Genomic DNA, 19,686 nt, shown 5'->3' on the forward strand with positions numbered 1-19,686 from the left:
TTAAGTCTACGTTCGCTGAATGTAGCATGCGACACTAGCTCAGTTGGTAGAGCGCAACCTTGCCAAGGTTGAGGTCACGAGTTCGAACCTCGTGTGTCGCTCCAGATTTCTTTAAGTAGAAAGTAAAAAGCCCGATCAGAAATGGTCGGGCTTTTTTGCATCTAGTGAATTTTAGTGAGACTCGTTCCGTTGGTAGAGCGCAACCTTGCCAAGGTTGAGGTCACGCCTTATGTTCAAGAGAAGGGAACCTCGTGTGTCGCTCCAGATTTCTTTAAGTAGAAAGTAAAAAGCCCGATCAGAAATGGTCGGGCTTTTTTGCATTTAAAAAAGCTGATTATGGGTGATGCGGTAGAAATGAACTCGATTACGCAAACCGCTCAAGACATCCTTGTTCGCTTGAAAATGGGCGTCCTGCCCATTTACATTTGCTCCATCAAGCTTCATTTCTCTCGTTGAGAAAGTATAGGAATAATATCTAGAACTAATCCAGTTGGTAGAGCGCAACCTTGCCAAGGTTGAGGTCACGCCTTATGTTCAAGAGAAGGGAACCTCGTGCCTTACTCCAAATTGAACCGCGAAACTACTTATAGTTTAGAGTCCTGAAGCACTACGGTTTTTGTTTGGTATGTTAACCACGTATTATCATGTTGAAAGGTAACAAAGCTAACATTTTCATCCGAATACTCTTTCACTTTAACAGAGCTGTTTATTATCTCTTTAGTGGGTTCCGAGTAAAAATGACAATGTCTTTCTCCTTGTGGAACACCCCATTTGGCGCAGTTGGTTCGGCAATAGTGGCAACCATCTGAAGCCGTTCTTCCGGGGTGAGCAAGTGTAATAAGCGGGAATATGCCAGCTAAAAGGCATACAGCAAGTAATATTCTTTTCATTTTCCTAGCCTAGTGTGTGTACTTCTTAGTTATATATTAATTATACAGAATGTTATGCGTTTAAGTTCACATTTGAGAGTGGTAGTGTAACTAACGAGGTATTACCTACTGGCTTGTTAGCGTATTGCTTTAAGTATTTAGGGTGCAGCTTTGCTAAGGTTTAGAGCACGTCTTGTGCCCAACAGTTAGAGTTTTAACGCGAAGCCACAATCGACCATCAATAAAAGATAGCCCTAATGCTATCATTGCCATACCAATGAAATGAATAAGCTGTAGTGATTCGTCGAGAAATAGCGATCCCAGCAATATTGCAGAGACTGGAACCAAAAGGGTAACTAATAGAACATTAGTTGCTCCGGCTAACTCAAGTATTTTGAAATAGAGCACATACGCGATGGCCGTTGACATAACGGCTAGTCCAATCATGGATATCCATGTAGAACTGCTCGCTTGGTTTAATGTAGTAACACCATCTACTGTTAATGCTATTGGCAATAATACCAACGAAGAAGCGGTTACTTGTCCCGCCGCAATAACGATTGGATTGATATTTTGACTCTTAAATTTCCGTCCATAAACACCCGCAAATGCATAGGAGAGTGTTGCTGTGACAACTGCTAATTGAGCCAGCAGATTTTCACCTGTATCTAATGCGGGGAGGCCTATCATCATCACTACACCTAGAAAACCTATCGTGACGCCAATTACTTTTAGCTGTGTTGGCCGTTCGTCTGTAAGAAATATAGCCGCAACAATTACCGTAAATATCGGTGTAGCAGCATTAAGAATAGATGCGAGTCCGGACGCTATTTGAGCCTGTCCCCATACAATCAATAGGAAAGGAATAACATTATTTAACAAACCCATAGCCAAAAACATACTCCACAGTTTTAAACTTCTGGGAATGGGTAAGCCAATGATCAACACAATCATCCATAGAGTAATTGCCGCAATAACAACTCGAAGGGCAACAATAGTTAGAGTAGGAAGTTCATTGACCGCAACGCCAACAAAGAAGAAAGAACCGCCCCATAATACTGACAGTAGTATGAGCATTGCCCATACTTTAGCGTTCATAGCGTTGTTAATAGGAGATGGTGTCATCTGTTTATGCCTTCATTGTTTAATATAAGGGCATGTTAGCGATTGGCTAACTTCAAAAACATCTGATTATTGCATGTTATTTAACTTACTTATATTGAGGATAAACAAGCCAAATTGGCTTAACAGGGCTTGTTAGTGATGTGAAATGCGACGAACAATTGCGCCTTCTATTGCTATCCAGAAAATACGTCTATTATTTGCACAATTTCAGGTAACAAAAGTGATTAAATGACAGGTTATATCAGTTAGACAGCGAATATTTCGTGTACTCAGGAATGGCCGGGAGAGGGAGAACACATATACGTGAAGCAGCGCTTTTCAACAGGGCCAATATACGGTATTTTTCACTTATCATTCCATATCCATTTAATACACGGTAACTGTCATTGGAAAAGCATGAAGAAGTATTAGTTTCTATTCGACAAATAATCAGAGCGATTGATATCCATTCCAAGAAACTAAGTAAAGAATCAGGGTTAACCGGACCTCAGCTTATATTGATGCGTTCAATAAAAGAACTTGGTGAAGTCACCATTAAACAACTTTCCGTTCATACTAATATGAGTCAAGCAACGGCGACGGCGATATTAGATAGATTGGAAAGAAATGGTTATGTGCAGCGTGTAAGAAGTACACAAGATAAACGCAAAGTACATGCCCATATCACGGATCTTGGAAACCAACGTCTTGCTTCCGCACCTTTGCCTCTACAAGATACTTTCGTGAAGAAATTTCAGACTCTGGATGAATGGGAACAGACATTGCTTTTGTCATCCGTTCAAAGAATCTCGACTATGATGAATGCTGAAGATATTGATGTCGCACCAGTACTGGAGTTGGGTAGCATTACCAAAATAGAGTAAGGTCATTTTTACACTATTTGATTTGTTGGGAGTTGTTCCATGCTATTAGAAACAACTTATGCTTATGGTAAATGATTGATGCTTATGGTAAATAAGCTAAGCTTATAGCAAGTATCTATTAATATAGAGTTTATTCAGGGACGAGTATGAACATTAGAACCATAAAGCTAAAAACTCAACAGTATGGAAAGTTTCTTTCTAACATGGTTCTGCCAAATATTGGTGCGTTTATTATTTGGGGATTTATTGCTGCACTCTTTATTCCGACAGGGTGGGCACCAAATGAAAACATTGCTCAGTTAGTAAGACCGATGATCATTTACCTTCTGCCGATGCTTGTTGGCTACTCAGGAGGTAAGTTGGTGTGGGGCGAACGCGGTGGGATTGTCGGTGCCGCTACCACTATGGGAGCGATTGTTGGCTCTGATGTCCCAATGTTTCTAGGGGCGATGATTGTTGGCCCGTTAGGAGCGCTGGCTATAAAGCGTTTTGACATACTTATACAAGGAAAAATAAAGAGCGGTTTTGAAATGTTGGTCAATAACCTTTCCACAGGTATTGTTGGCGCGATATGTACCATAACCGCATTTATGTTAATTGGTCCTTTTATTCAGGGGCTAACTATTTTGATCATGGGAGGGGTTAACTACTTAGTTGATAGTGGCCTTTTGCCATTGACTTCCATCTTGGTTGAACCCGCTAAAGTCATGTTTTTGAATAATGCGGTTAACCACGGTATTTTTTCTCCGTTAGGTATTCAGCAGTCTATTGAACAAGGGCAATCGATATATTTTTTAATCGAAGCCAACCCGGGTCCCGGACTGGGCCTGTTACTCTCTTATTTTGTTTTTGGCAAAAATGGCGCACGACGTATTGGCGGTGGTGCTGCGGTTATCCACTTTTTTGGCGGCATACATGAAGTGTATTTCCCTTATGTATTTATGAACCCTAGATTGATCATCGCGTTGATTGCCGGTGGTATGACAGGAGTCTTTGTTTTAACAACATTTAATGCAGGCATAGTCGGACCTGCATCTCCGGGATCTATTTTCTCAGTAATGATCATGGCGCCAAAAGCTTCAATCTTAGGTGTATTTATTGCGGTCTCATCTTCGGCATTAGTGACGTTTATTATCTCTTCACTTTTACTGAAAACTGGTGCCGATAAATAGTGTCCCTTAAATGGTCTGAAATAGCAGTAAGATGAAAAGAACTAGGGAGAATAACGGTAGGCCACAGGAAGCATAACCAGTTACTAAAGTTTTTGTTTAAGCCAAAGGGTTGCCGTTTCGAGGTTATGGCGCTCTGAATCAAACACGATATAGTTTACTTCCTCATGAGCATCTCTGCTCTTGGCAATGCAAATATTTCCTTTAAAACCGGTCTGCTTTAATTTGTTAGAGAGTTTTTCTGGTGCGGTTTCAAATATTACGCTTAAAAAAGGCAAGAGTTCATTTGAAATAACGCCTTGGGAATTAAACTTTTCCAAAGCGTGGGATAAGGTATCAGTATCTGTTAATTCGATAATATCGGTTGCTTCTTTTAACTGCATAGTTTTTATCTTCGTTGTGAAAATGGAATGTCTATATTTTCTATCTAATCAAACTCGTTTTCATTTTGCGTATCTACGCAACCATTTCCGTGTCAGAGCTCTTTGTGCACAGTATAAACTCCATTCAAAATGTAATATTTCAAGTTAAGTTCATTACGTTGGCGTTTAATCGGTTATTTTTCTAGATAGACCAAAAGGAAAAGTGTTTTATCATAACTAAGGGATTAATTATAGTTTCCTCCCTAGCTAAATGACCCTCTTCAATTAACCCTTGATCGCGTTATGTCACAAAATTACATAAAAATTAACATTCAGCTGTTAATTAACTTGCAAACCATTTATTACGACATTAAGTGTGACTTGGTTAACAAAACATCATCTGTTGATTTTTTAAATTGATTATAATGTGATGTGTGTCACCAATTATTTTTATTATGCTGTTTAATAATTGTGATGTGAAGCTATATAAAATTATTGACAAAATCGATTTAATTAAAATGTAGTTAAATTACATTGTCAATATAAGATCTGTGTCACATTTAAAAATGGTCAACTATATTTTTTGTGTGATGCGTATCACTAAAAGCCCGTTCAGAGGATATTCGTATAATGCTGTGCTAATTTGAAAGTGTCTTAAGCAGTCAACGGTTTTTATCAGAAACCGGGCACACACAAATTACGAATAACACTTGAACGGGGTACTGTTATGTTATCACCAGAAGCTAAGGTCAAGGTACAAAATTTTGGCCGTTTTCTTTCAAATATGGTAATGCCAAACATCGGTGCGTTTATCGCATGGGGTTTCATTACCGCTCTATTTATTCCTACCGGTTGGTGGCCAAACGAAACATTGGCTAGCATGGTCGGCCCAATGATCACGTATCTACTACCTGTTTTGATCGGTTATACCGGTGGTAAAATGGTCGCGGGTGACCGAGGCGCGGTTGTAGGTGCAGTGACCACAATGGGTGTTATTGTTGGTACTGACATTCCAATGTTTATGGGAGCGATGATTGTTGGTCCATTAGGTGGCCTAGCTATCAAGAAATTTGATGAAGCTGTCCACGGTAAGGTAAAAAGTGGATTTGAAATGTTGGTTAACAACTTTTCTGCCGGCATCATCGGTATGCTCTGCGCAATTCTAGCGTATCTCGTTGTTGGTCCTGCAGTTAAAGTCTTATCGAATGGTCTTGCGGCTGGTGTAAATGTTCTTGTTGAATCAGGCTTGCTTCCTCTTACTTCACTGTTCGTAGAGCCTGCGAAAATCCTTTTCTTAAACAATGCTATCAACCACGGTATTTTCTCTCCTCTTGGTATTCAGCAGTCTGAAGAATTAGGTAAGTCGATATTCTTCTTAATTGAAGCTAACCCAGGCCCAGGTTTAGGTCTACTACTTGCTTACATGTTTGTTGGTAAAGGAAGTGCTAAGCAATCTGCACCGGGTGCTGCGATTATTCACTTCTTAGGTGGTATTCATGAAATCTACTTCCCTTATGTGTTGATGAACCCTCGTCTAATTCTAGCGGTAATTGCTGGTGGTATGACAGGCGTATTTACATTAACTATTTTTGACGCTGGCTTAGTATCACCTGCATCTCCAGGTTCAATATTTGCTGTGTTACTGATGACACCAAAATCTTCATTTGTCGGTGTAATCGCCTCGGTTATTGCTTCAGCAGCGGTATCTTTCTTTGTTGCTTCGTTCTTGCTAAAAACGCAAAAACAATCGGATGAAGATGGTGCGTTAGAAGCAGCAAGCAACCAAATGAACGATATGAAAGCAAGTTCTAAAGGTGTAGCGACTGCAAGTGCGTCAGTAGCAGGTAGCGTTAAGAAAATTATCGTAGCGTGTGATGCTGGCATGGGGTCAAGTGCGATGGGTGCGAGCCTACTGCGTAAAAAAATTGAGGCTGCCGGTCTAGATATTGATGTTACTAACCTAGCTATCAACAATCTGCCATCAGACGTCGATATTGTTGTAACGCATAAAGACCTTACTGATAGAGCAAAGAATCATGCGGCAGACGCACAACATATTTCACTGTCTAATTTCTTAGATAACGATTTATACGACAATCTTGTGGCTAAACTGGTTGAAGCTCAGCAAGGTGACGCGGTAAAGCCTGAAGTATCTACAGTAAATAGTTCTGATAGTGTAGGTACGTTAAAGCTTTCTAAAGAGAACATATTTTTAGGCATGAAAGCAGAGTCTAAAGAGAACGTTATTAAGTTTGCAGGGGAGCAACTAGTTAAGCTGGGTAACGTGAAAGAACAATATATTGAAGGGATGCTTGCACGTGAAAAGCTGGTATCAACTTACTTAGGCGAATCTATCGCTGTTCCTCATGGAACAATAGAAACCAAGCAATACGTGGTAAACACTGGAATCGTATTTTGTCAATTTCCTGAAGGTATTCAATGGGGTGAAGATGAAGACGATATTGCAAAAATGGTTATTGGTATTGCCGCTCAAGGAGATGAGCATATTCAAGTTATTACTGCAATAACGAATGCCCTTGACGATGAAGAGGCGATTGAGTCTCTGAAAACAACGACCAACCCTGAAGATGTACTTCGAATACTTAATGCGTAGTCAGTATTTGATTCAGTGTTAATAAATGTAATTAAAGGCCGGGCAATCAATACGGCCTTTATTTAAATCCTCATTTTTCTTGGAATATATATTATGAAAGCATTGCATTTTGGTGCCGGCAACATTGGCCGCGGTTTTATAGGTAAGTTACTAGCAGATGCTGGAATAGAAGTAACATTTGCGGATGTAAATGAAACTGTGGTCAATGGCTTGGCTGAACGAAAAGAGTACCCAGTAAAAGTTGTTGGTGCGGATTGCGTAACAGAAACAGTTACTGGCGTTTCCGCAGTTAATTCATTAAGCCCTAAAGTGGTTGAGTTAATAACAGAAGTGGATTTAATCACCACGGCAGTTGGACCTACAGTACTTAATGTTATTGCGAAAACTTTGGCTCAGGGTATTGAAAGCAGACTTGCGATGGGCAATACAACGCCTTTAAATATCATTGCTTGTGAAAATATGGTGAGAGGCACAAGCCAGCTAAAAGCATCGGTGTTCTCTCTATTACCTGATGAACTGGTTGCTAAGGTAGAAGAGTTGGTTGGCTTTGTAGATTCAGCCGTAGACCGCATTGTACCTCCAGCGGAAGAAGGAGAGACAGATCCGCTATCGGTTACTGTTGAAACGTTTAGCGAATGGATTGTTGACCAAACGCAATTTAAAGGTCCCATCCCTGTTATAGCGGGCATGGAGTGCACAGATAACTTAATGGCGTTTGTGGAACGCAAGTTATTCACTCTAAATACAGGTCACTGCATAACGGCGTATCTAGGCGCAATTAAAGGACACAAAACCATTCGTGAAGCCATTGAAGATGGCGATGTTAGATCGGATGTTAAAAGTGCCATGCAAGAGAGTGGCGAAGTTCTTATAAGTCGCTACGGTTTTGAGCGTGATAAGCACGAAGCGTACATCGAAAAAATTCTTGGTCGCTTTGCCAATCCATACTTGGTAGATGAGGTCGATAGAGTAGGCCGCCAGCCATTAAGAAAATTATCTGCAAGTGATCGTCTCATTAAGCCTCTTTTAGGCACAATTGAATATGGAAGCGAGAATAAGGCCTTACTTAAAGGTGTTGCCGCCGCATTGCTCTATAAAAACGATGATGATCCGCAAGCTATCGAGTTACAAAGCTCTATGCAAAATGAGGGTGTTGTTGCCACTATAGAAAAGTACACGGGTTTAGCGAAAAACAGCCGTGAAACATTGCAGATTGAAGTCATTTTCCAACAAATAAGTTAATAAATAACTCACCAGAAGATATAACATTTATATTCTTCTGGTGATTAACTTTATCTTAAACCCTTTCTTCTTGTACGTACGTTTGATGATGTTGATATAGTTGTTTTGACAGCGTATTTTAAAACGCGTACATTGACGCAGATTTTGTGACATGCACGATGATGTAACTCTGGTTTGAATCGGCATGTTCAGAACGTTAAGCATGATTTTTTTGTTAAAATAAGATAGTTTAGCGTAATGCGCAGTGAAAACCATTTACTGCTAAATGGAGTTAGGAAAGTGTCTCAGGAAGAGACGAAATCTTCTTGAGTAAATAGATGTACATTTATGACTGACACAATTAGTGAAACTGATATCATCGAAAAATTAAATTCTTCCACTACGGTTAGAGGTTTTTTTATCGCTACTGGTGAGATTTTTAATCAATCTATCGACACTCTTATTCAACGGGTGTTTCGTAAAGATGATTTTGCTGTGCAGTCTGTTGTCGGCCCTCTTTTAGATAACTCTGGCCCACTCGGCGATCTATCTGTTAGGTTAAAATTGTTGTTTGGCTTAGGGGTGTTGCCAGACGAGATCTATCACGATATTGAAGATATTATTAGCCTAAAAAACGCACTCACTCATAGTGCGAATGAGTATGATTTTTTTGACCCCTATATTTTGCAGCCAATGAAGAAGTTGCGCTCTGCCGATCATATGGGAATTGTACAATCGGTTATTCCGCCTTCTGATGATCTCGACGCAGAATTTTATCAACTTCAGCTACAAAGGCAGAGACAAATTATTAAATCTGCGCTCTCATTGACGGTTGTACATATATGCGGTCAGCTAGACCGAGAAAGTCCGCTTTAATATATTGATGTAAACGAAAATGGCTCTGATATACAGAGCCATTTTTGTATTTGGTCATTAATTAATGGTGGGTCAATATCGGTTGTCACTGTTCATCGTATTGAGTTTAACTTCTCCCACTATCTCTTTGAATCTGGTGCTCTAATTAATAATGGTCTCTAGTTGTGTTTTAAGCGTGTTGGATGATGGACCAAATATACTCTGCACCGAGGTTCCGATGACAACGACGCCCTTTGCGCCTAGCTCTTTTAGTTGCTCTTGATCAACGCGAGAGAGATCATTTATCTTGACTCGTAATCGTGTTAAGCAGGCATCTAGTTCAGCAATATTCTCTTTCCCGCCGTAGGCTCTTAATACTTTTTCAGCGAGAATCGTGGTGGACGGGTTAGTTATCCAGTGCTGTAAACGCGATTTAATAGCATCTGATTCTTTGCCAAATATTACCTGTATGCAATCGGCTAACACGACCACGCCTTGAGCCCCCAGTTGTTTAAGTTGCTCTTGATCTACTTTGTTTGTGTTTTCTACCGATATGCGTAGACGAGTTAAGCAAGCATCAATACTGTTGATGTTTTGTGTCTCTCCCAGAGCAGCAGCAAGGCTTTGCAAAAAGGCCGTATCCAGATTATTTAAAGTATTAGACATGGTAAAACTCCCGTCATTTTTCAAATGGTTAAATTGAAAATCATTAATTAGAAATTGATCGAATGCTAAACAGTATAGTGCATTTATCTAGTTATGGAAACGTTACCACTTAAGCTGGCTTATTGCTCGGACTGATTTACTAGCTGAGATAGGAGTGATCGATGGAGAGAATAGCTGAACCTACTAAACGATATAACTATTTGAAAAAGAAAGTCATTATATATTTAAATATGAAGATTTAATCTATGTATATTATGAGTGTATTAGACAGCTGAATATTTTAAGGGTGATAGGCAAACGTTATGTTTACAAATCGCAAATTTGCCAACATTGATCTCGTTGCGATAACAACTCTATTGGTTATCGCTCTGTTTTTTTCTAGTAGAGCTCTAGCTAATGAACATTCATCTAGTGAGCATCTATCTAGTGAGGAAGTAAGCAGCTGCGGAGGGGAGTGTCATATTTTGGATTCCTATATTGAGGGAGCCAAGCACAACAGCAAATTGTTAGCGTACCGCCATCAGGAAAACTGGCAATTAACCTGTACAGATTGCCACCAACGAAGTGAAGAGACGATTGCTCACGAAAAGAGGGTGTATCAATCGGGAGAGTATCAATTACCTTTTTATCGAAGAGAGTTTAGCAATGATCTCTGCTTACAGTGTCATGATGACTACGACGGTTTAATTGAGCGTACTGGATATTTTGAAGACGAAGGAAGAATCAATCCACACAGAAACCATCGCCGCCAAACGGATTGTTCAAACTGTCATAGAGTACATAGACGATCTCGATTCAGCTGTTCTGAGTGCCACAAGTCTGATAGCTGGGGTGAGATGTTACCAGAAGGGTGGCAGATTGCGGATTGATGACTTACTGAGCAGTGAGATGCTATCTGAGAGTCCCTAGTTAAAAGTACAGGCACTCTATCGATAGTAATCACTGCCTATGCGTTATCGGTTACTCTTTGCTGGGTTGCCAGTCTTGTAGATACATCTGATTCTCTATCAGCATCTGATCGCAAGAGTCTTCTGGAATGATGATGTCATCCAGCTCATCGGCAGGGATGGAGTTACGTACTTCCATCGCTTCTGAATAACCTTCTTTTCTATGCTTATTATTAAGTACAAGAGATTTTAAAATAGCAAAGTCTTCTTCATCAAAACCATTTTTATACCAACAGTCGATGGCCATTCTCTCTTCAAGATAGAGAGCCATTTGGCGAGACATTTTTGTTCTGCCGCCATCTTTTGCAATTCTATCCCATATGGAGACAAGCTGAGTCAGGGTGGCTCGGTTTTTGGGATTGTTTGGATATTTGTAACCAATAAATACTTCCAAATCATCTCTGATTTGGTTGCCGTTTCTGTCTATTTCGGCAGGCTCCAAGGGCAGGGATTGGATAAAAGGCGGAAGTGACATGATGTCAGTTTTATCGATAAGAGCTTGAATAAGCCCATCGACAGGGAAAGGTTTCCACGCCATAAAACTACCGCTGCTTGATGTAGTAGGAGCTGCCTCTTCTTCGATGACTTCTTCAACCAATTCTGTTGGGGTGTCGGATCCTTCTATGCGCAACACGGTAGATTGTTCTGGTTGAATAATTAGCACAATCAAAATAACGGTAATAACCGCAGTTAGCCCGTAAATCACATACCTGATAATGTTCATAGTCTTTCCCGCTTAGTCAGGTGAATGGTTTAGCCAATAGCGTTGCATAATCATTATTAAAATAAACTAACTTATATAATATACTCAAATGACCTCAAGATGTAGGATTCAGATCTTCATCAACAGGTTCAGTTTAAGAAAGATAATTGAAGGATTGGGTCCCCTTTCAAGCTTATCGTACAATCAAATAGCTGATACTTCTATTTATAGTACAATTATCGTTAAAAAACAATTCATTAAAGTCGAAAGGCAAGTGATAGTTAACGAGCAAGTCACAATTTTCCAGTTTCCTTTTTTTGCTCTTGATCTTGCTCAAGATGCTGCAATATTTTTATATGTGTTTGATTACTCTTTTCCAACGACTGGGCCGTCAGTTGAATGGTTGTGGCCATGTTGGCAACGTTTGTGGTTGCGGTAACGATAGCAGATTGCATTGGCCTGATAATAAACCAATATAAGACCACCAATAGAAGAGCAATACAGACAAGAACCACAACTAATATCACAATAATATTGAATTTAAGATCACTATAAAAAAGTTGAGTCGCGTTGCTAAAACGTTGCTGAGTTTTTTCTAAGCTAGTTGGAAGGGTATCTATCAATTCCGTTGTTTGAACAGTGAAATGGTCAATATTATTAATTGCCCGATTTATCAGCTCTGATTGTTCGCTAGTGAGGTTTTGATTTTTTGCTACCTCGTCTAGTGATGTCGTCATTTGCTTTATTGAAGAATTGATTTCCAGCAATGCATTTTCAATTCCATCTGTTTCTACCTTCATTTCAAACTGCAACAATGGCTCTGTATTGTGAGTTGACGCTGGTTGAGCAATAGTAGGCAGTGAAAAAGTGATAGCAGTTAGCAAAAGTAGCAGTCGCGTCATGAAATAGCTCTCTATAATAAAATAAGTCATACCATTCTAATTGATGCTGACAGGTGTTGAACTCTGTTGTTTTTCTTGTACGTCAGTCATTAAACATTCGTTAGTCATCATAAATGGTTGCTAGTACTAATTATACGGATGTTATTAACTGAGGTTGAATGAATTAATGAGATCTAGTCAATAACTTCAATTGATATTTTCGGTTAGTATAATAAATGAGCAGCGGAGACAAGTATGGCCACGCTAAAGAAGAACATTTGGATGTTGTTTTGGATAATCATTACGATTAGCATTATCCTGTTCTCCTATTATGGTTACTTTCTCTGGAAAAGTAATGAAGATCGCTTCAAGCAGTTTCAATACACTCAGGTTCACCTTTTCTCTGATTCGGTAGAAGCATTTTTAAAAAGCCAAGAGTCACTGTTGCAGGTTTTAGGAAACCAGTTAGCAATAGATAACGCGTTACCTTCTTCTGCCATTCATTCCGCGACCCTTGATAGGGTGCGTAAAACCCACCCATTCTTTGCAGGTCTTGGCTTAGCTAATATTGATGGCGATTTGGTCGTGACATCATCAAATCTGAATATCGCTAAGTTACCGAATCTGTTGCAACAAGAAGTCAGTCGTAAAAGCTTTTTGCAAGTCATACAGTCACAGAAAATGATTGCAGGAAGAACTTACCAATTAAAAGCGCTTAATGACAACTCACTTGCCATTGCCGTACGTAAAGCGATATATACGGATTCAGGAAGTGTGGCTGCGGTGATGACCGCCGGCATTAAGGTGAGTGAGTCTGTTCTGTTTAATGATAAACAGCATGTCACAGAAAATTATAACGAACTGGATATCATTCGAGACGATGGGTATTTTCAGTTCTACTCAGGCAATCTGGCTGGAAATAAAAACTATCAAACACCTCTGCAACCCTCGTTGCTAACTGGCTTGATTGAGTCAGTTTTGGCGTACAATAATATTGATCTACAAACGTTGAAGTCGGCAAAAAGCCCCTATTTTACTCGGTACAAATTTGCGGGTATCGCGAAACATATTACTCTGGAATATGACCCATATTTTAACTTTTGGGTGGTTTCAAGTACGAACTCTGACTATATTGAAGCGCAATTTCATACTCGGTTTTTCACCTCTTTTCTTGTTTCAATTATTTTTGCTCTGATGTTTTACTTTTTGGTTCGTTCTATTGCCAGAAGTGAAGAAGATAAACTTAGCCAGTTGTTATATCAGACCCGCCATGATTTTTTGACGGATTTGCCGAATCATGGCTATCTAACCTACTTATTTGAAGATAACCGAATCTCACCATGCAGTATGATATTTGTGAATATCGACCGCTTTAAAAATGTCAATGACAGCTATGGCCATGACTTTGGAGACAAAGTCATTATGGATGTCGCGCTGAGATTAAAACAGTTTTCGAATAAACCAAACACGCTTATTCGAGGCATTGGTGACGAATTTATTGTTCTATCTGATGAACTTGAAGAGGCCGCCTTACGCAAGTTATGTCAAAACATACAGACCTCTTTGTCACAACCCTATTCCATTGGCGATATCAGCTTTTTATTAACGGTCAGTATTAGTACCGCGAATTATCCAATGCATGGTACGCGATTTGATGAGCTGCTACGATCTTTAGATATCGCTATGCTTCAGGCGAAAAAGAATAAAAACACCATCTATTGTTACTCACCGAAGTTGCAGGCCGAGCACCTTGCATCACTGCACTTAGAACAAAAATTGCGACAAGCCATTAAAAACAGAGAGCTGTATATGGCCTATCAACCCCAGGTGACCGGTGATGGTTCTCTGTATGGTGTTGAGGCCTTAGTAAGATGGGTGGATAAAGACGTTGGTTATGTACCGCCAGACAAATTTATATCCATTGCAGAACAGTCAGGACTGATGAGCTCTCTTGGTGATCTTATCATCGAAATGTCAGTTAAAGAGATGGCAATGATTCAGCAGCAAACGGAAGAGAGCTTTCGACTTTCAATTAATATTTCCGTAAAACAGTTTTTGCAAAAAGAGTTTTCCAGCCTTCTATTTGGCGCATTAGATAAATATGGTTTTTCACCTGATCAAGTTACGGTAGAAATAACAGAGAATCTTTTTATAGAAGATATTGGCACTGTTAAGCCGGTCTGTGAAGAATTAATTTCCAAAGGGGTTTTAATTTCTCTGGATGATTTTGGTACCGGTTACTCATCATTGAGTATATTGAGAAATTTACCCATTAAAGAGCTTAAAATTGACAAGTCTTTTGTTGATGATATTGATGTGAATAATAAATCTCATACCATGATTCACAATATTATTAGTATTGGTAAAAACTACCGAATGAAAGTGTTAGCAGAAGGTGTTGAAACAGAGAGTCAAAAACAGATGTTAGCTGAATCAGGCTGTGATCTATTTCAAGGCTATTTGTATGCTAAACCTTTATCTGTCAAAGAGTTATTGATCTATGTAAAACCTGACAATTGATAGGTTTTACCGCCTCCTTCAACCAGTTTGGTAATTCTTACTCGCCTTATCCCACCGTTATCAGTAACATCTAACTACGGTTCACTATTAGTATATAAACGTATGATATTAATTACAGGAGCAAGCAGCGGTTTAGGCTGTGCATTGGCGAAACAGTATGATCAAGACGGGGAGCAGCTAGTTTTGTCTGGTCGAGATCAACAAAAGTTAGCGGATGTCGTTGCTAAACTAACCAACCAAGCAACCGGGATAGCGTGTGACTTAAGTTGTTCACAACAGGTAACCGAACTGTTTGATTCATTAGAAGAGACACCGAATACAATAGTTCATTGTGCGGGTAGTGGTTCTTTTGGTTCTTTGCAAACACAGCAACCGGCCGACATTGAGTCGCTAATTAGCAATAACCTTACATCTAGCATCTATCTGTTGCAGGAAATTGTAAAACGTTATCAAGATTTGCCAGTTAATGTGGTGGTGGTTATGTCCACAGCGGCGCAAGTGGCTAAAGCTGGAGAATCAACTTATTGTGCGGTGAAATGGGCGGTAAGAGCACTGTTGGAGTCTTTACGACTTGAGTTGAAAGGTAAGCCGATAAAGCTGATTGCTGTCTACCCAGGAGGTATGGCGACAGAGTTCTGGAAAACCAGCGGCAAGCAAATGGACACTTCAAGTTTTATTTCCCCTGACGATGCAGCCAAGATGCTTAAGCAGGCGCTGGTTAGTGCAGAACACGGTTTTGTATCGGATATCACTATTAACCGAGGCTAGCGAACCTGAGAAACAGAGTCTTTATCTGATTAAGCTTGGTTAAGATTAATCAGATAGCTTGTTATGAGCTATAAATCGTTTATTGAGCTCCATGGCGTGATAGAAAGAGTCCGTGGTTGCTCTTGAAAAACTGAGCTGATCCACCTTTATAAATTGACTGTCAATAAGAGAAAAGTTCTTTCTATCGGCTGGTGGAGTAGGGACTTTATTCATCGGCCCTTGTTGGTAAATATAAAAATCAGGATTTTCCATTAATACACTTTCGATGTTGAATTTGGCTATTTTTCGGTTCGATGGCGCAAAGAGCTTTCCTCCGGCATGTTCAATTATGCTTTTGATAATGCTCTGTTTACCCGCAATGATGTACGGGTTTTCCGTTACCTCATAAACAACTTTTGGCGGGACCGCTATCGGCTTAAGTTCCGTTAAAAGTTGCGTTAGCTGAGCGACCAATTCATCGGCTTGCGTCTGTTTCTCAAGAATTGCACCGTATCTGTTTATCTCCGATAAAATCTCTTCAAGAGTCTCGGGATTATAAGTGAGGGTGTCTGCATCAATGACACTCGCCATCTGTTGTGAAAAAAAGCGATTGGAACTAATGATGATAAGATCAGGGTCGAGGCCTTTTATCAGTTCAACATTGGGCTTAATGTGCGAACCTATTTTTAGAGCATTAGGAAAATCAAAATTGTTTCTGGTGACCCCTACAATGCTATCTTGAGCACCAAGTTTGTTAAAAATATCACCAGCCGCAGGGGCAAGTAACACAATTCGTTGATACGCATATGCGCTAGGGTTGAAAACTAAAGCTACTAGTATTAGTAGAAACCGATACATTATATACCTCGGATAATAGAGAGCTGGTCACATCGCAACGATTGACATCGTGCAGCAACTTTCCTTGTTTAAAGAACAAAAAACGATCGAAATATCGATGAGCTAGGTTTATATCATGCACTGACGTAATGATGGTCTGTGGTAGTTGAGAAAGGTGATGAAATATCTCCAGTGTATGACGAATGTCCAAACTTGAGTTTGGCTCATCCAAATAGATAATAGGAGCCTGTTGATTCAATACTCGAGCAAGCATAACACGCCGTTTTTCTCCTCCGGAAAGCTCTGCATAGCTCTTATTTCTATAGTGGTAGATATCCAGTAGCTTAAGTAACTGCTCCGTTTTTTCTGCATCATCGTGATTAAATGTTTTTCCCTGCATATGGGCAAAGCGGCCTAGCTGCACCACTTCAAATACACTAAATGGAAACGAGATATCCGAAAACTGTGGCAGGATAGAAAATAGCTTAGCTCTAGCAAGGTGTGATAGCTGCGCTAGCGGATCATGGTTGTAAAAAACACTTTTTGACGATGTTTCTATTAACCCTGACATCAAATTAATCAGGGTACTTTTACCACAACCATTTTCACCCATTAAAGCCACTTTTTCACCTGAAGAGATAACGAGGTTATCCAACTGAAGGGAAAAATCTTTTCTTGAGAAGGAGAGATGATCGATTTTAATGTTAACCATTCCAGAAACTCTCCCGGCGTGTTTTTAATAAGTAGAAGAAAAATAACCCGCCTATCAAAGCAGTAATAATTCCGACCGGAAGTTCAGCACCGCCAGGGATAATCACTCTGGAGAGAGTATCGGACATCATTAATAGAAAACTGCCAAACAGGCTGGAATAGAATATGTTTAGCTTCATATCGCTACCGAACAAGCTTCTAGAAACATGAGGCACAATTAAACCAACAAAGCCGATGATACCGGAGAAACTTACCGCCACAGATACCAGTAGAGTGGAGAGTACAAATACTACCGAACGAAGACGATGAACATTGATACCCAGACTCTGAGCGGACTGATCATCCAGTGCTAAAATGTTCAGCTTCATTGCACTCTGTTGTAAGAAAAAATAGACAAGTGCAAAGATAGAGAGGCACAACGCCAACTTATCCCAGCTGACGATAAAAATCCCCCCCATCAACCAATAGACGATGGAATTTAAAGAGTCTTCAAAATAATACTTAGAAAAACTAATGACCGCCGAGGCGACAACATTCATTACCACTCCGGCGAGAATCATGGTGATTGGGTTTATGCTGCCATTGGTTAAAGACATACGATAAACAATCATCAATCCGCTTATACCCGTGATGAAAGCAAATACAGAAACAAAGTGAACCGGCACGCCAATGGATATGGCAAGCACCGCACCAAGTGCCGAAGAAGAGGCAGCACCGGTAGTAAAGCTGTCTGCCAATGGGTTCTTAAGTGTCAACTGATAGATGCTACCACTGAGGCCAAGCATGGCACCAATGATGGCGGCAAATAGGACTCTTGGCACCCTCAATTCTAACAGTATATTTTGCTCTAACGGCGTCATATTAAATGGATTGATATTGTTAGGACCAATCAGCATTGATAAACCGGCTAGAACAACAAAAACGCCAATCAATAATAGCTTCATACTTCTACTCTTTGCACTATGTGGTTGGCCAGTAACATGAGTACTCCATTGAGTGACGCTAGGATAGCTAGTGCACTTAAAGCAAAGTTACCATTGTCCAATAACGCTGCTCGTATCAGCTCAGCGCTATAGGTGAGTGGTGACAATGATGCTAATAATTGAATCACGCTTGGCATTTGATCGACAGGAAAAAAGGTGCCGGACAAAAACATCATCGGGGTGATTATGAAGGCATTCATTGTCGCTTGATCACGATGATTCTTCATTTTGAGAGCAACGATGAAGCCGATAAGCGAAAATGCGGTCAGGTGCAGAGTAATCGCGACTAAAAATTGAACGGAAAAATGTAAGCTGACACCACAAAATAAACTATAAATAGCGATAATGCCGACCGGAATTAACCCTTTAGTAATACCGTACAACACTTCACCGATAATAATCTGCCATCTCTGGTTGGGCGCCAGCATGTACTCTTCAAAAATCTTTAGATAAAAGCGGCTGATATTGATCTCTGTAGCAATGTTATAGCTTTGATTCATGCTGGACATAGCCAGTAGACCAGGCAACAAGAAGGTGAGATAGCTAACGCCGTCTACGGTGGTATCTTTACCAACGCCGTAACCAAAGGCCATCAGATATAGAAATGGCGGCACGGCTCCAGCCATGACAATTCGTATGATTTTTTTACGTAAAACGGTACATTCGCGATAATAAATGCCAATAACGCCATTAAGCATCTTTTGTTAACCTTTTTCCCGTTAATGTTAGGAAGACATCTTCCAATGTCGTTTCTCTAATGCTTACTGCTGCATCATCTATCTGTTTTACTCTCTGCAAAGCCTCTTCTCGGTTAACGAAAAACTCTTGCTGTAGACCATCGGTTTCAATATCAACCACGACATTACCTAGCTGTTGTTTTAAAGAGTGTGGGGTTCCTGTTGTGATGAGTTTGCCTTGTTCAATAAAAATAACGCGTTTAGCAAGCCGTTCAGCTTCTTCAATATAGTGAGTGGTTAAAAAGATGGTGCACTGCTGCTGTTGATTAATTTTGCTCAGAAATTGCCACATTTTCCTGCGACTATGAGGATCTAGGCCAACCGTTGGTTCATCCAAAAAGAGTATTTTAGGCTTGTGCATTAAGGCGCGAGCAATAACCAGCTTCCTTTTCATACCGCCAGACAGCTTTCCAGACAGCTTGTTAGCATGCTCAGTTAATTCTGCGAACTGTAAGCTCTCTTCTATCCGTTGCTCTAGCTCTTTTCCTTTTAAATGGTACAGGTAACCGTGAACACGAAGGTTTTCTTTTAGGGTGAGCTCTCTGTCAATGTTGTTGTGTTGAGGAACGACACCAATCAATTTTTTCAGGCTAAGTCTTTTAGGGTGGTATTTCTCACCTTGATAAAGAATCGTGCCAGTACTGGGTTCCAGCAGACCAGAGAGCATTTTAATGATGGTGGTTTTACCTGCGCCATTCGGCCCAAGAAAAGCACATATTTCCCCTCGCTGAAGCGAGAAGTTTACCTTGTCTACCGCCGTAGATTTATCAAATACTTTAGATAAATTAACCACTTCAATCAGTTTTTCGCAGCTATCTGTTTCTTTCATAGTGCCCTTGTTCTTGTCACGAGATGAGAAAGGCTGGTATTTGCCAG

At 40.1% G+C, this 19,686-nt stretch carries 18 protein-coding genes, 2 tRNA genes and 1 pseudogene; 10 read left to right on the forward strand and 11 right to left on the reverse strand.

Annotated features, from left to right (window positions below):
• Window positions 1–28: 28 nt before the first annotated feature.
• Both F0227_RS17005 and F0227_RS17010 read left to right on the forward strand, forming a co-directional pair.
• Window positions 29–104, forward strand: a tRNA-Gly gene (locus F0227_RS17005).
• Between the two features lie 70 nt (window positions 105–174).
• Window positions 175–264: transfer RNA gene (locus tag F0227_RS17010), tRNA-Gly, on the forward strand.
• A 320-nt stretch (window positions 265–584) separates the two neighbouring features.
• On the opposite strand, the gene F0227_RS17015 is transcribed toward F0227_RS17010, so the two are convergent.
• Window positions 585–890, reverse strand: coding sequence for a YHYH domain-containing protein (locus F0227_RS17015; RefSeq protein WP_171754442.1), 306 nt, complete (start codon window positions 888–890; stop codon window positions 585–587).
• Between the two features lie 153 nt (window positions 891–1,043).
• Window positions 1,044–1,994, reverse strand: a complete 951-nt coding sequence (locus F0227_RS17020) for a DMT family transporter (RefSeq protein ID WP_171754443.1) — start codon at window positions 1,992–1,994, stop codon at window positions 1,044–1,046.
• A gap of 386 nt (window positions 1,995–2,380) precedes the next feature.
• Between F0227_RS17020 and F0227_RS17025 the strand changes: the two genes are divergently transcribed.
• A complete protein-coding gene (locus tag F0227_RS17025) occupies window positions 2,381–2,857 on the forward strand; it encodes a MarR family transcriptional regulator (RefSeq protein ID WP_171754444.1) in 477 nt (158 codons plus the stop codon).
• A 146-nt stretch (window positions 2,858–3,003) separates the two neighbouring features.
• Window positions 3,004–4,014 (forward strand): annotated as a pseudogene (gene mtlA / locus F0227_RS17030) (mannitol-specific PTS transporter subunit IIC); the annotation flags it as partial.
• A gap of 98 nt (window positions 4,015–4,112) precedes the next feature.
• Here the strand turns inward: mtlA and F0227_RS17035 are convergent.
• Entirely contained in the window at window positions 4,113–4,409 is a 297-nt protein-coding gene (locus tag F0227_RS17035) for a hypothetical protein (protein WP_171754446.1), read from the reverse strand.
• A gap of 706 nt (window positions 4,410–5,115) precedes the next feature.
• On the opposite strand from F0227_RS17035, the gene F0227_RS17040 reads away from it, so the two are divergent.
• The 3 genes from F0227_RS17040 to F0227_RS17050 all read left to right on the forward strand — a co-directional run bounded on the left by F0227_RS17040 (window position 5,116) and on the right by F0227_RS17050 (window position 9,099).
• Complete coding sequence (locus F0227_RS17040) at window positions 5,116–7,002, forward strand: PTS mannitol transporter subunit IICBA (RefSeq protein WP_171754447.1); 1,887 nt, start codon at window positions 5,116–5,118, stop codon at window positions 7,000–7,002.
• A gap of 93 nt (window positions 7,003–7,095) precedes the next feature.
• Entirely contained in the window at window positions 7,096–8,244 is a 1,149-nt protein-coding gene (locus tag F0227_RS17045; protein WP_171754448.1) for a mannitol-1-phosphate 5-dehydrogenase, read from the forward strand.
• Window positions 8,245–8,571: 327 nt separating this feature from the next.
• On the forward strand, window positions 8,572–9,099 hold the full coding sequence (locus F0227_RS17050; RefSeq protein ID WP_171754449.1) for an MltR family transcriptional regulator: 528 nt from the start codon (window positions 8,572–8,574) through the stop codon (window positions 9,097–9,099).
• A 141-nt stretch (window positions 9,100–9,240) separates the two neighbouring features.
• Here the strand turns inward: F0227_RS17050 and F0227_RS17055 are convergent, their stop codons facing one another.
• The gene (locus tag F0227_RS17055; RefSeq protein WP_171754450.1) at window positions 9,241–9,744 is read right to left on the reverse strand and encodes a glucose PTS transporter subunit EIIB; all 504 of its coding nucleotides are present in this window, start codon (window positions 9,742–9,744) and stop codon (window positions 9,241–9,243) included.
• 302 nt (window positions 9,745–10,046) lie between these two features.
• Here F0227_RS17055 and F0227_RS17060 point away from each other — a divergent pair, with 302 nt between their 5' ends.
• Window positions 10,047–10,613, forward strand: coding sequence for a cytochrome c3 family protein (locus F0227_RS17060; protein ID WP_171754451.1), 567 nt, complete (start codon window positions 10,047–10,049; stop codon window positions 10,611–10,613).
• 91 nt (window positions 10,614–10,704) lie between these two features.
• Here the strand turns inward: F0227_RS17060 and F0227_RS17065 are convergent, their stop codons facing one another.
• Both F0227_RS17065 and F0227_RS17070 read right to left on the reverse strand, forming a co-directional pair.
• On the reverse strand, window positions 10,705–11,415 hold the full coding sequence (locus F0227_RS17065; RefSeq protein ID WP_171754452.1) for a hypothetical protein: 711 nt from the start codon (window positions 11,413–11,415) through the stop codon (window positions 10,705–10,707).
• Between the two features lie 272 nt (window positions 11,416–11,687).
• A complete protein-coding gene (locus F0227_RS17070; protein WP_171754453.1) occupies window positions 11,688–12,296 on the reverse strand; it encodes a hypothetical protein in 609 nt (202 codons plus the stop codon).
• A 234-nt stretch (window positions 12,297–12,530) separates the two neighbouring features.
• Here F0227_RS17070 and F0227_RS17075 point away from each other — a divergent pair, with 234 nt between their 5' ends.
• Window positions 12,531–14,795, forward strand: a complete 2,265-nt coding sequence (locus F0227_RS17075; protein WP_171754454.1) for an EAL domain-containing protein — start codon at window positions 12,531–12,533, stop codon at window positions 14,793–14,795.
• Between the two features lie 102 nt (window positions 14,796–14,897).
• On the forward strand, window positions 14,898–15,563 hold the full coding sequence (locus F0227_RS17080; protein ID WP_171754455.1) for an SDR family NAD(P)-dependent oxidoreductase: 666 nt from the start codon (window positions 14,898–14,900) through the stop codon (window positions 15,561–15,563).
• 45 nt (window positions 15,564–15,608) lie between these two features.
• Here the strand turns inward: F0227_RS17080 and F0227_RS17085 are convergent, their stop codons facing one another.
• The 5 genes from F0227_RS17085 to F0227_RS17105 are packed head-to-tail and all read right to left on the reverse strand — an operon-like array spanning window position 15,609 to window position 19,639.
• Window positions 15,609–16,400, reverse strand: coding sequence for an ABC transporter substrate-binding protein (locus F0227_RS17085; RefSeq protein WP_171754456.1), 792 nt, complete (start codon window positions 16,398–16,400; stop codon window positions 15,609–15,611).
• Window positions 16,354–17,091 (reverse strand): ABC transporter ATP-binding protein, encoded by a 738-nt coding sequence (locus F0227_RS17090; protein WP_171754457.1) that lies wholly within the window; start codon window positions 17,089–17,091, stop codon window positions 16,354–16,356. Before F0227_RS17090 ends, F0227_RS17085 begins: the two co-directional genes overlap by 47 nt.
• Window positions 17,084–18,034 (reverse strand): iron ABC transporter permease, encoded by a 951-nt coding sequence (locus F0227_RS17095; protein ID WP_171754458.1) that lies wholly within the window; start codon window positions 18,032–18,034, stop codon window positions 17,084–17,086. The genes F0227_RS17090 and F0227_RS17095 overlap by 8 nt, the downstream gene beginning before the upstream one ends.
• Window positions 18,031–18,771 (reverse strand): ABC transporter permease, encoded by a 741-nt coding sequence (locus tag F0227_RS17100; protein WP_171754459.1) that lies wholly within the window; start codon window positions 18,769–18,771, stop codon window positions 18,031–18,033. Before F0227_RS17100 ends, F0227_RS17095 begins: the two co-directional genes overlap by 4 nt.
• On the reverse strand, window positions 18,764–19,639 hold the full coding sequence (locus F0227_RS17105; protein WP_171754460.1) for an ABC transporter ATP-binding protein: 876 nt from the start codon (window positions 19,637–19,639) through the stop codon (window positions 18,764–18,766). The genes F0227_RS17100 and F0227_RS17105 overlap by 8 nt, the downstream gene beginning before the upstream one ends.
• Between the last annotated feature and the right edge of the window lie 47 nt (window positions 19,640–19,686).

The sequence above is a fragment of the Vibrio sp. 99-8-1 genome (genome assembly GCF_013114595.1).
GTDB lineage: Bacteria > Pseudomonadota > Gammaproteobacteria > Enterobacterales > Vibrionaceae > Vibrio.

What these genes read in the sequence shown, in the direction of transcription:
- F0227_RS17015 (WP_171754442.1), bottom strand. Translation starts at nt 890, where the DNA reads ATGAAAAGAATATTACTTGCTGTATGCCTTTTAGCTGGCATATTCCCG.
- F0227_RS17020 (WP_171754443.1), bottom strand. Translation starts at nt 1,994, where the DNA reads ATGACACCATCTCCTATTAACAACGCTATGAACGCTAAAGTATGGGCA.
- F0227_RS17035 (WP_171754446.1), bottom strand. Translation starts at nt 4,409, where the DNA reads ATGCAGTTAAAAGAAGCAACCGATATTATCGAATTAACAGATACTGAT.
- F0227_RS17040 (WP_171754447.1), top strand. Translation starts at nt 5,116, where the DNA reads ATGTTATCACCAGAAGCTAAGGTCAAGGTACAAAATTTTGGCCGTTTT.
- F0227_RS17045 (WP_171754448.1), top strand. Translation starts at nt 7,096, where the DNA reads ATGAAAGCATTGCATTTTGGTGCCGGCAACATTGGCCGCGGTTTTATA.
- F0227_RS17050 (WP_171754449.1), top strand. Translation starts at nt 8,572, where the DNA reads ATGACTGACACAATTAGTGAAACTGATATCATCGAAAAATTAAATTCT.
- F0227_RS17055 (WP_171754450.1), bottom strand. Translation starts at nt 9,744, where the DNA reads ATGTCTAATACTTTAAATAATCTGGATACGGCCTTTTTGCAAAGCCTT.
- F0227_RS17060 (WP_171754451.1), top strand. Translation starts at nt 10,047, where the DNA reads ATGTTTACAAATCGCAAATTTGCCAACATTGATCTCGTTGCGATAACA.
- F0227_RS17065 (WP_171754452.1), bottom strand. Translation starts at nt 11,415, where the DNA reads ATGAACATTATCAGGTATGTGATTTACGGGCTAACTGCGGTTATTACC.
- F0227_RS17070 (WP_171754453.1), bottom strand. Translation starts at nt 12,296, where the DNA reads ATGACGCGACTGCTACTTTTGCTAACTGCTATCACTTTTTCACTGCCT.
- F0227_RS17075 (WP_171754454.1), top strand. Translation starts at nt 12,531, where the DNA reads ATGGCCACGCTAAAGAAGAACATTTGGATGTTGTTTTGGATAATCATT.
- F0227_RS17080 (WP_171754455.1), top strand. Translation starts at nt 14,898, where the DNA reads ATGATATTAATTACAGGAGCAAGCAGCGGTTTAGGCTGTGCATTGGCG.
- F0227_RS17085 (WP_171754456.1), bottom strand. Translation starts at nt 16,400, where the DNA reads ATGTATCGGTTTCTACTAATACTAGTAGCTTTAGTTTTCAACCCTAGC.
- F0227_RS17090 (WP_171754457.1), bottom strand. Translation starts at nt 17,091, where the DNA reads ATGGTTAACATTAAAATCGATCATCTCTCCTTCTCAAGAAAAGATTTT.
- F0227_RS17095 (WP_171754458.1), bottom strand. Translation starts at nt 18,034, where the DNA reads ATGAAGCTATTATTGATTGGCGTTTTTGTTGTTCTAGCCGGTTTATCA.
- F0227_RS17100 (WP_171754459.1), bottom strand. Translation starts at nt 18,771, where the DNA reads ATGCTTAATGGCGTTATTGGCATTTATTATCGCGAATGTACCGTTTTA.
- F0227_RS17105 (WP_171754460.1), bottom strand. Translation starts at nt 19,639, where the DNA reads ATGAAAGAAACAGATAGCTGCGAAAAACTGATTGAAGTGGTTAATTTA.